Origin of the sequence: Bacillus pretiosus (assembly GCF_051294775.1) — a bacterium.
In the GTDB taxonomy this organism is placed as follows: Bacteria; Bacillota; Bacilli; order Bacillales; family Bacillaceae_G; genus Bacillus_A; species Bacillus_A wiedmannii.
In genome coordinates this window covers 299,657-308,621 of sequence record NZ_JBPPHF010000003.1, presented here as the reverse complement: position 1 = coordinate 308,621, position 8,965 = coordinate 299,657, and the positions used below count along the sequence as shown (strand labels likewise).

Sequence of the window (8,965 nt, the reverse complement as noted above, 5' to 3'; positions counted from 1 at the left end):
TGATCCGTCGTTTCTGGTTTCTCTGGATCCGTCGTTTCTGGTTTCTCTGGATCCGTCGTTTCTGGTTTCTCTGGATCCGTCGTTTCTGGTTTCTCTGGATCCGTCGTTTCTGGTTTCTCTGGATCCGTTGTTTCTGGTTTCTCTGGGCCTGGTGGTGCTAAAGAAGTCAATTTGTTTAATACTTCTAATTGAACTGGACTTATCATTCCTTTTGTAATTTCAAATGGAATTGGATTAGTTAACTTTTCATAACCCTTTGGTGCTTCTACTTCTACAAGTGTGTAGTGACCTACAGATAAGTCTGAGGCTTTCGCTTTTCCTTCTTTATCTGTTGTTACTTTCGTTACTACTTTTCCTTTTTCGTCATGAACTTCAAACACTGCCCCTGATAATACATTCTTACTTTCAGCAGCCATTTTTGTAATTTCTACTGAACCTTTGTCTAACCGTTCATTCTCTACTTTTAGTAATAAAACTTCTGTCATACCTTTTTTGATTTCGAATGATACTGGTTCTGTTAGTTTTTTGTAACCTGGTAAACTCTCCGTTTCTACTAATTTGTATTTTCCTACTGATAGATCTGAAATGTTTGCTTTTCCTTCTTTATCTGTTGTTACTTTCGTTACTACTTTTCCTTTTTCATCTTGCACTTCAAAGACTACGCCTTCTAATGCTTTCTGACTGTCTTTATCTACTTTTGTAACTTCTACTGAACCTTTATCTAACTGTTCATTCTCTACTTTTAGTGATAAAACTTCTGTCATACCTTTTTTGATTTCGAATGATACTGGCTCTGTTAGTTTTTTGTAGCCTGGTAAATTTTCTACTTCTACTAATTTGTAACTCCCTATAGATAGGTCTGAAATGTTTGCTTTTCCTTCTTTATCTGTTGTTACTTTCGTTATTACTTTTCCTTGCTCATCTTGCACTTCGAAAATTACGCCCGCTAACACTGTTCCACTTTCTTTATCCACTTTTGTAACTTCTACATTACCTTTGTCTACCCATTCATTCTCTATTTTCAATGATAAGACTTTCGTCATACCTTTTGTAATTTCAAATGATACTGGTTTTTCTAGCTTTTTATAACCTAGTAAACTTTCTACCTCTACTAATTTGTAACTTCCTACAGATAGATCTGAAATGTTTGCTTTTCCTTCTTTATCTGTTGTCACTTTCGTTACTAATTTTCCTTGCTCATCTTGCACTTCAAAGACTACGCCTTCTAATGCTTTCTGACTGTCTTTATCTACTTTTGTAATTTCTACTGAACCTTTATCTAACTGTTCATTCTCTACTTTTAGTGATAAGACTTCTGTCATACCTTTTGTAATCTCAAATGATACTGATTCGCTTAGCTTTTTGTAACCTGGTAAGCTTTCCGTCTCTACTAATTTGTATTTTCCTACTGATAGATCTGAAACTTTCGCTTTTCCTTCTTTATCTGTCGTTACTTTCGTTACTACTTTGCCTGCTTCATCTTGGATTTCAAAGACTACACCTGCCAATGTCTTCTGACTGTCTTTGTCCACTTTTGTGATCTCTACTGAACCTTTATCTACTTGTTCGTTTTCTACTTTCAGCGATAAAACTTCTGTCATACCCTTTTTGATTTCAAATGATACTGGTTTTTCTAGCTTTTTATAACCTGGTAAACTTTCTACCTCTACTAACTTATATTTCCCTATGAATAAACCTGAAACGTTTGCTTTTCCTTCTTTGTCTGTCGTTACTTTTGTTACTACTTTTCCTTTTTCATCTTGCACTTCGAAAGTTACGCCCGCTAATACTGTGCCACTTTCTTTGTCCACTTTTGTAACTTCTAAAGTACCTTTGTCTACCAATTCATTCTCTATTTTCAATGATAAGACTTTCGTCATACCTTTTTTGATTTCGAATGATACTGGCTCTGTTAGTTTTTTGTAGCCTGGTAAATTTTCTACTTCTACTAATTTGTAACTTCCTACTGATAGATCTGAAATGTTTGCTTTTCCTTCTTTATCTGTTGTTACTTTCGTTATTACTTTTCCTTGCTCATCTTGCACTTCGAAGACTACACCTTCTAATGCTTTTTGACTGTCTTTATCCACTTTTGTAACTTCTACATTACCCTTGTCTAACATTTCATTTTCGACTGTTAAAGCAAGAGATTTTGTCATGCCTTTTTCAATTTGGAAAGTAATCGGATCTACTAATTGCTTATATCCTTTTGGTGCTTTCACTTCTACTAACTTATATGTTCCAACTGATAAATTAGTAACTTTTGCTTGTCCTTTTTTATCTGTCGTTATTTTAGCGACTACTTGTCCTGCTTCATCTTGAATATCAAATACTGCATCAGCTAAAGCATCTTTATTTTCTTTGTCTACTTTTGTAATTTCTACATTTCCTGTATCCACTAATTCATTTTCGACTGTTAGCTTTAACGCTGTTACTCTACCCTTTTCAATTTCGAATAAAATTGGTTTTTCAAGTGGTTTGTATCCTGCTGGTGTTCCTACCTCCACCAACTTATACTTCCCAATAGATAAATCTGAAACATTTGCTTTTCCTTCTTTATCCGTTGTTACTTTTGCAACTACTTTACCTTTTAAATCACGTACTTCAAATACAACATTTTCTAATGGTGCTTTACTATCTTTATCTATTTTTGTTATCTCTACATTCCCTGTATCCACCATTTCATTTTCTACTTTTAATGATAGAACTTCGGTCATGCCTTTTTTGATTTCAAATGATACTGGTTTTTCTAGCTTTTTATAACCTGGTAAACTTTCTACCTCTACTAACTTATATTTCCCTATGAATAAACCTGAAACATTTGCTTTTCCTTCTTTATCTGTCGTTACTTTTTTAACTTCGTTACCTTTCTCATCTTGGACAACGAACGTTACTCCCACCAACGGTGCTTTATTATCTTTATCTATCTTTGTTATCTCTATATTTCCCGTATCTACCATTTCATTTTCTATTTTTAATGATAAGACCTCGGTCATGCCTTTTGTAATTTCAAACGATACCGGCTCTATTAATTTCTTATAACCTGGTAAACTTTCTTTTTCTACTAATTTATACTTTCCTACTGATAAATCATCAATTGTTGCTTTTCCATCTTTATCTGTTGTTACTTTCGTTACTACTTTATCTTTTTCATCTCGTACTTCGAAGACTACGCCTTTTAATGCTTTCTGGCTGTCTTTATCTACTTTTGTGATTTCTACTGAACCTTTATCTAACTGTTCATTCTCTACTTTTAATAATAGGACTTTCGTCATACCTTTTGTAATTTCAAATGACACTGGCTCTGTTAGTTTCTTATAACCTGGTAAGCTTTTCGTCTCTACTAATTTGTACTTTCCTACTGAAAGATCTGAAACGTTTGCTTTTCCTTCTTTATCTGTTGTTACCTCTTTGACTACTTTATCTTTTTCATCTCGTACTTCGAAAACTACGCCTTTTAATGCTTTCTGGCTATCTTTATCTACTTTTGTAATTTCTACTGAACCGTTTTCTAACTGTTCATTCTCTACTTTTAATGATAGGACTTTCGTCATACCTTTTGTAATTTCAAACGATACTGGCTCTGTTAGTTTCTTGTAACCTGGTAAGCTTTTCGTCTCTACTAATTTGTACTTTCCTACTGAAAGATCTGAAACGTTTGCCTTTCCTTCTTTATCCGTCGTTACTTTTCTTACTACTTCACCTTTCTCATCTTGGACTTCAAATTCGACACCCGCTAATACTGAACCGTTTTCTTTGTCCACCTTTGTAATTTCTACATTACCTTTGTCTGTCATTGCATTTTCTACTGTTATCGGGAATATACCGTCCCCTGTTACATTTACTTCGAATTCTGTTTCTTTTAATTGGTATCCTTCAGGCGCTTTCGTTTCTTTTAAAATATATTTTCCTGGCGCTAACGGTTTAGAAATTGCCTTACCATCTTTATCTGTAATAATATGCTCAACTACTACACCGTCTTTTACTATATCAAACTCTGCATTTGCTAATGGTTTTTCACCATTTTCTGAATCAATTTTCTTTAATTCAATTTGACCCTTTTGCAAAGTATTTTTAATTTCAATTGCTTTTGTTTCTCCAGCTTGAAGTGTAACCTCTACCGGACTTGTTAGTTTTTGATATCCCTCAGGTGCTACTTTTTCATAAACTTTATACGTCCCAGGAGCTAAAGTTTGAGGTACTGAAAAGCCGTTTTCGTCCGTTATCAGTTTTGCAACAACTTCATTTGCACTATTTCGAACTTCAAATTCGGCACCTTTTAACCCTTTGTTCGGATTCTCAGCATCTATTTTATGAATCGATACTGTACCTTCTTTTGGAGCTTCAGGCGGTGTAACATTTACTTCTTTCGATGTTAATGTTTTATCATCAAAATGTAATTCTGCCTTATTAGGAATCTTCTTATCTACGTAAGAAGATAAGTCTGCATTAGCTTTAATTTTCGCCTTAATACTAAGGTTAATTACCTGGTCTTCATATGACTTATAGTCAAAACTCTCACCGAACGTAAATGTTACTTCACTTTTTTGTTTATCTATCTTTAGTGTTCCTTTAGAAGTAATATCTTGGCCATTTTGATCATACACTTTTGCCTCTAATACTTCTAATACATCTTCTAAATCATCACTAATTACCATAGATGTGTATTTAGGAGGATCATTTGGTATATGTGTACCAACTTGATATTGAATAGGTTGATCCATTTGCGCTAACTGCTGATTCTCTACAAGCTTACCACTCTCATCAACTATATTCTTTTCAATACTAGGTGGATGATCGTCGCCTGAACCAGTTCCTCCCCCACCACTTACGAATACTTCTCCTACTTTTTCTTCAGTTTTAATATTTTTGCCTTCTAATTTCACTGTATTTTTATGAGGCTTTGCAGCGGGATTGGTAATCTTTGTTTTATATCTTAAAATATAACCTTTTGAACTGTCTGGAAATTCAATTGTAAATCCAGTTTTCGTTGCATTGATTTTAATTTTAGATAAATCTGCTGGCTTAATATTTGTTGGTGCATAGCCATCTTCAAATACAGCCTCTTCTAATACTAAGCTATCTGTAATTAATTCATGCCCAGGTCCTAATGTGTCTGTTAATTTAAGATCTTGCATTTCTGTTCCAGTTGCATTTACATATACAAGCCAATCAGCAATGGATGGATCTTCTTGATTATAAGAACCCCATTTCAATAGATTATCTGTATTGGGATGTGGCTTCGGTCTCTCTGTCGTATTATTTACACTTACTTCTTTATTTACGATTTGACCATCAACGTTAAATTCTAATGGAATTTCTTTGACACCATCATATGCTTCTAGCCCAAAGTAGAATTCTACGAATAAAGAACCTTTAACGTTATTCTTTCCTTCTACGTAATCACCCATAGTACATGTCAATAGACCTTTTTTCATCTCACATGTACCAACTGTTTTTCCTTCAGCATCTTTTAAAGGAAAACTCATATTCATAAGATCTTTTCTAAATTCTTTTGGCATATCAATTGTGAATTGATCTCCACTTTTTATTTTTTCTTTAGCTGACCACTTCACTTCTACTTTCATGCCATCTGAGGCTTGATATGGTTCAGACGTTGTACCATCAGTACGGGAGATATTAATCTCGTCCACTGGATTTTTTATCACAGCGGCTTGAATAACTGGAGCCCACACATTTAGCACTGAAAATAATACTAGAAAAACTAATGAAACCATCGAAATATGCCTCTTAGTACTTTTCATTTGCATAATACCCTCCTATTTTTTATATTTATATAACAAAAAAAGACCGTCCGGTTGCATCAAAAATGTGCAACCAGACGATCTTAGTAACCAATATGTATTACCGTAGACTCTAAGCTTTGCGGCCTATCCTTTCGAATAGTGTGCTAAAAATATTTTTTATTCTTTTTTTGTTTCATTTTCCTCTTAAACCAAATATTACTATACCGTCTGGACGGTTATAATTCAATACTCTATGAAATTGTTCTATTTTTCTAATAAAAAAAACAATTCACCAGTGCATTAAATAAGCAATGGTGAATTGTTTTACATTATATAGTTTGTATATTCTATTTATATGAATTAAAAATAAGAGCTTGAATCACTTTTTCTCTTAATTCGGGGCTTAGTCTTCCAACCCCTAAATATTCCGAATACCATAATCCATCTGCCGCTAATCTAATAATTGTGGCACAAACTGAATCTATCTCATCATTTTCTATTTTATTTTGCAGTTGCTGAAATGATTGTTTTAACGGTTCAAGTAATTCAGGTTTTAGCATTAATGCTGCCATCATACTACTCCCCAACTCTTCTACTCTTCTCTCATTACTTAATCTTTCCTCTACAAAAGAACGTACCCACCTTCCTTTCTTCTCTACGTCTTCCGCTACTTTATTGTGAATAGCGTCTTGATACTCCTCCGTCCCTTTGAGTATCATACCCTCTATTAAAGCTTCTTTAGTTGAATAGTGATACAGCAATCCACCTTTACTTATCCCCGCCTCTTTTGCTACCGCTTCTAAGGTTAACTTAGCAACCCCTTTACATTGCACAATTTGAGAAGCGGCTGCTAAAATTTTTTGCCTTGTTATACTTATACTCATTCCTTTTTAAAACCCCCATTTCTACTAAATTTATATAAATATGTATCTTATTTTTAATATCGCTGAGTAATAATAAATATTTTCTTTATACCACAAAGGCTTCATTACCTTTGAATTGTTCGTTGCTTCTTCTATTAAAAATTTCCATATCATTCAATATGATAACATCAAATACTCACAATTGACTATACATCTATACATTTATATTCGTTGAAAATATATCCATAAACATGAAATGCATACAAATTGATTATCCTTATATATTTAATCTATAATTCAAAGAGGTTTATATGTTCATAAAAATAAAGTGAACTTTTATAAGGATGATTCCATTGAAAAAATTTTATATTAGTTATTTAATATGCTTACTGGTTTTTTCTATCATTGTGAACGTTTTACAGTATACACTAGTTCCAAATTATGCGGATTCCTGGGGACCGATTTGGGTATCTATTATTATGTTTTCAATTCTTGGAAGCATTCCTGTTCTTATCGGTTGTTTATTAGGTGAATTTTGTTATAGAAAAATAAAAGGAAGTCACGAATTAAAGATCGGTATTCCTTTATTTATACTGTTAGGTATTTCCTACAATCATTTATTCTTTATGTGGTTTAATGACAGAGATTTTCTATCCTTTTATTTAGAAGCTTTTCTGGATACTGGCCTTCCTATTACTGTATCATCTTTACTATTTTATCTTATAAGACGGCGTTAATTCTTTCATCATTGCATAAAAAAATGTTATTACTCCTGATAAATTGAGTAATAACATTTTACTTACTAAATTTGCTTCCAACTAGCGTCCTTCACATCTTCACTATTTGGCTTTCTAACTGATTGCACAAAACATTCCTCGCAAGCACCCAATGTAATGAAATTTTTCTGTGCTTGTCTTAACGAGATTTCATTTGCTCCACCTTCATAGTCAGGATCGTTAAACCGGACCTCATCATCTTCCCAATAACATATATTACAAATTTCATATGTACCTGGTGGTTCTTCTTCTATTGTTCTATACCCGCAGCACGGACAAGTGTATTTTATTCTGTCACTCCATTATTAACTTGTTTTTTCCGATATATTCCGGCCCACAAAGAATGTAACAGCGCAAATCATAGTTATTCCCATGAAAAAAATATTAGAATCTTCATATGTAGTTGGAATCCCAACCGTTACTGAAACAATACTACAAGCTAAAAGTAAATATAATAATAAAGATATAATATAGCTTAGTTTAAATCGTAAAATGATACCTCTAAACAATAATTCCCCAAGTAGACAGCCACCTAAAATGATAGGTACTCCGAAATACAATGTAAGGACTCCCATTTGCGCAGTAGATTGAATTATCTTTCCAATTATGTTTGGCGAAGTCATCTCATCATTTTTTCCTATCCTATCATATAAATCAAGTGCCGTTACTGAAATAAAGAAACTTAATATAGAAAATGAATACGGAATTAAAAACTTGCTCACTCTCATTCACCTCGCTTTTTTGTTTCACATATATTATTCATTATTTTCACATAAAAAAATAGCCCTCTATGCTAAAACATAGAGGGCAGAATTTTCATATATAAACCTATACCTTATCCTGAAGTGATCTCCGCAAACAGAACATCTAAACTATCTGTGCCCTATATTCTTTAAGGGACAGGTGGTTATTAGAAATTAGTGTCTTCTTTTTTATAATATTCTTTTGAAATCTCTTCATAAAATGCAGCTGATGTCGTGTAGAAATATGGTACTAACCATAAGAAACCGATTCCTAAAGTAAGAATACTTAAAATGAACCAACCTAAGAAGCTTAAGCATAATAAAAAGTAATCCATTTTATGTCCATTCATCATACGACGACTTTCAGTAATCGCTTGATTCGCTGTATATTCTGGATGATCATTCAAAATAAAATATGTCATAGAATAAGAAAATGATTTAATAATACCTGGAATAATAAGAAGTAATGTCCATAGAATCAAGTACACATTCATTAGTAAATATGTTAAAAACGATTTCATAAACTTACTTCCATCGTTAAACCATCTAAATATATGACCAATACGAGCATTAGTCCCGCGAATTACATTTAAAACAAAATAAGAAGCACCTACTGTTAACGGCCCGATAATAAACATTGCAATAATAGTTACCGTAAGCGACTCATTTGCTTCTTCCCAACCCCAAAATATCGAGAAAATACCTGTGGTTAGCATTTCAACAGCTCCAATAAGGATTCCGACTAATAAGGTTGCCCCTACCGCTAATCCCCATTTTCCTTTTAATGCATCAAGTGCTTCTCTTTTTAACTGACTTATCATATATAGCCTCCTAAT

The 8,965-nt window shown here is 33.2% G+C and carries 5 protein-coding genes, 1 pseudogene and 1 riboswitch; of the genes and pseudogenes, 1 reads left to right on the top strand and 5 read right to left on the bottom strand.

The genetic code is table 11. The features are described from left to right. Both ACSG5Z_RS18110 and ACSG5Z_RS18105 read right to left on the bottom strand, forming a co-directional pair. The coding region (locus ACSG5Z_RS18110; protein ID WP_435711905.1) for a SpaA isopeptide-forming pilin-related protein at window positions 1–5,771 on the bottom strand (5,771 nt) is incomplete at its 3' end. Between the two features lie 59 nt (window positions 5,772–5,830). After that, a riboswitch (cyclic di-GMP riboswitch) is annotated at window positions 5,831–5,923 on the bottom strand. Window positions 5,924–6,094: 171 nt separating this feature from the next. After that, entirely contained in the window at window positions 6,095–6,631 is a 537-nt protein-coding gene (locus ACSG5Z_RS18105; protein ID WP_435711904.1) for a TetR/AcrR family transcriptional regulator, read from the bottom strand. 332 nt (window positions 6,632–6,963) lie between these two features. Here ACSG5Z_RS18105 and ACSG5Z_RS18100 point away from each other — a divergent pair, with 332 nt between their 5' ends. Beyond that, window positions 6,964–7,347 carry a hypothetical protein gene (locus tag ACSG5Z_RS18100; protein ID WP_435711903.1) on the top strand — a complete coding sequence of 128 codons (384 nt, stop codon included), beginning with the start codon at window positions 6,964–6,966 and terminating at the stop codon, window positions 7,345–7,347. A gap of 65 nt (window positions 7,348–7,412) precedes the next feature. Here the strand turns inward: ACSG5Z_RS18100 and ACSG5Z_RS18095 are convergent, their stop codons facing one another. The 3 genes and pseudogenes from ACSG5Z_RS18095 to ACSG5Z_RS18085 form a co-directional block, all read right to left on the bottom strand. Then, on the bottom strand, window positions 7,413–7,676 hold the full coding sequence (locus ACSG5Z_RS18095) for a CPCC family cysteine-rich protein (protein ID WP_435712025.1): 264 nt from the start codon (window positions 7,674–7,676) through the stop codon (window positions 7,413–7,415). After that, window positions 7,673–8,114, bottom strand: a pseudogene (locus ACSG5Z_RS18090) (hypothetical protein). Before ACSG5Z_RS18090 ends, ACSG5Z_RS18095 begins: the two are co-directional and overlap by 4 nt. Before the next feature lie 182 nt (window positions 8,115–8,296). Then, complete coding sequence (locus ACSG5Z_RS18085) at window positions 8,297–8,950, bottom strand: DUF975 family protein (protein WP_088062346.1); 654 nt, start codon at window positions 8,948–8,950, stop codon at window positions 8,297–8,299. Window positions 8,951–8,965 lie beyond the last annotated feature (15 nt).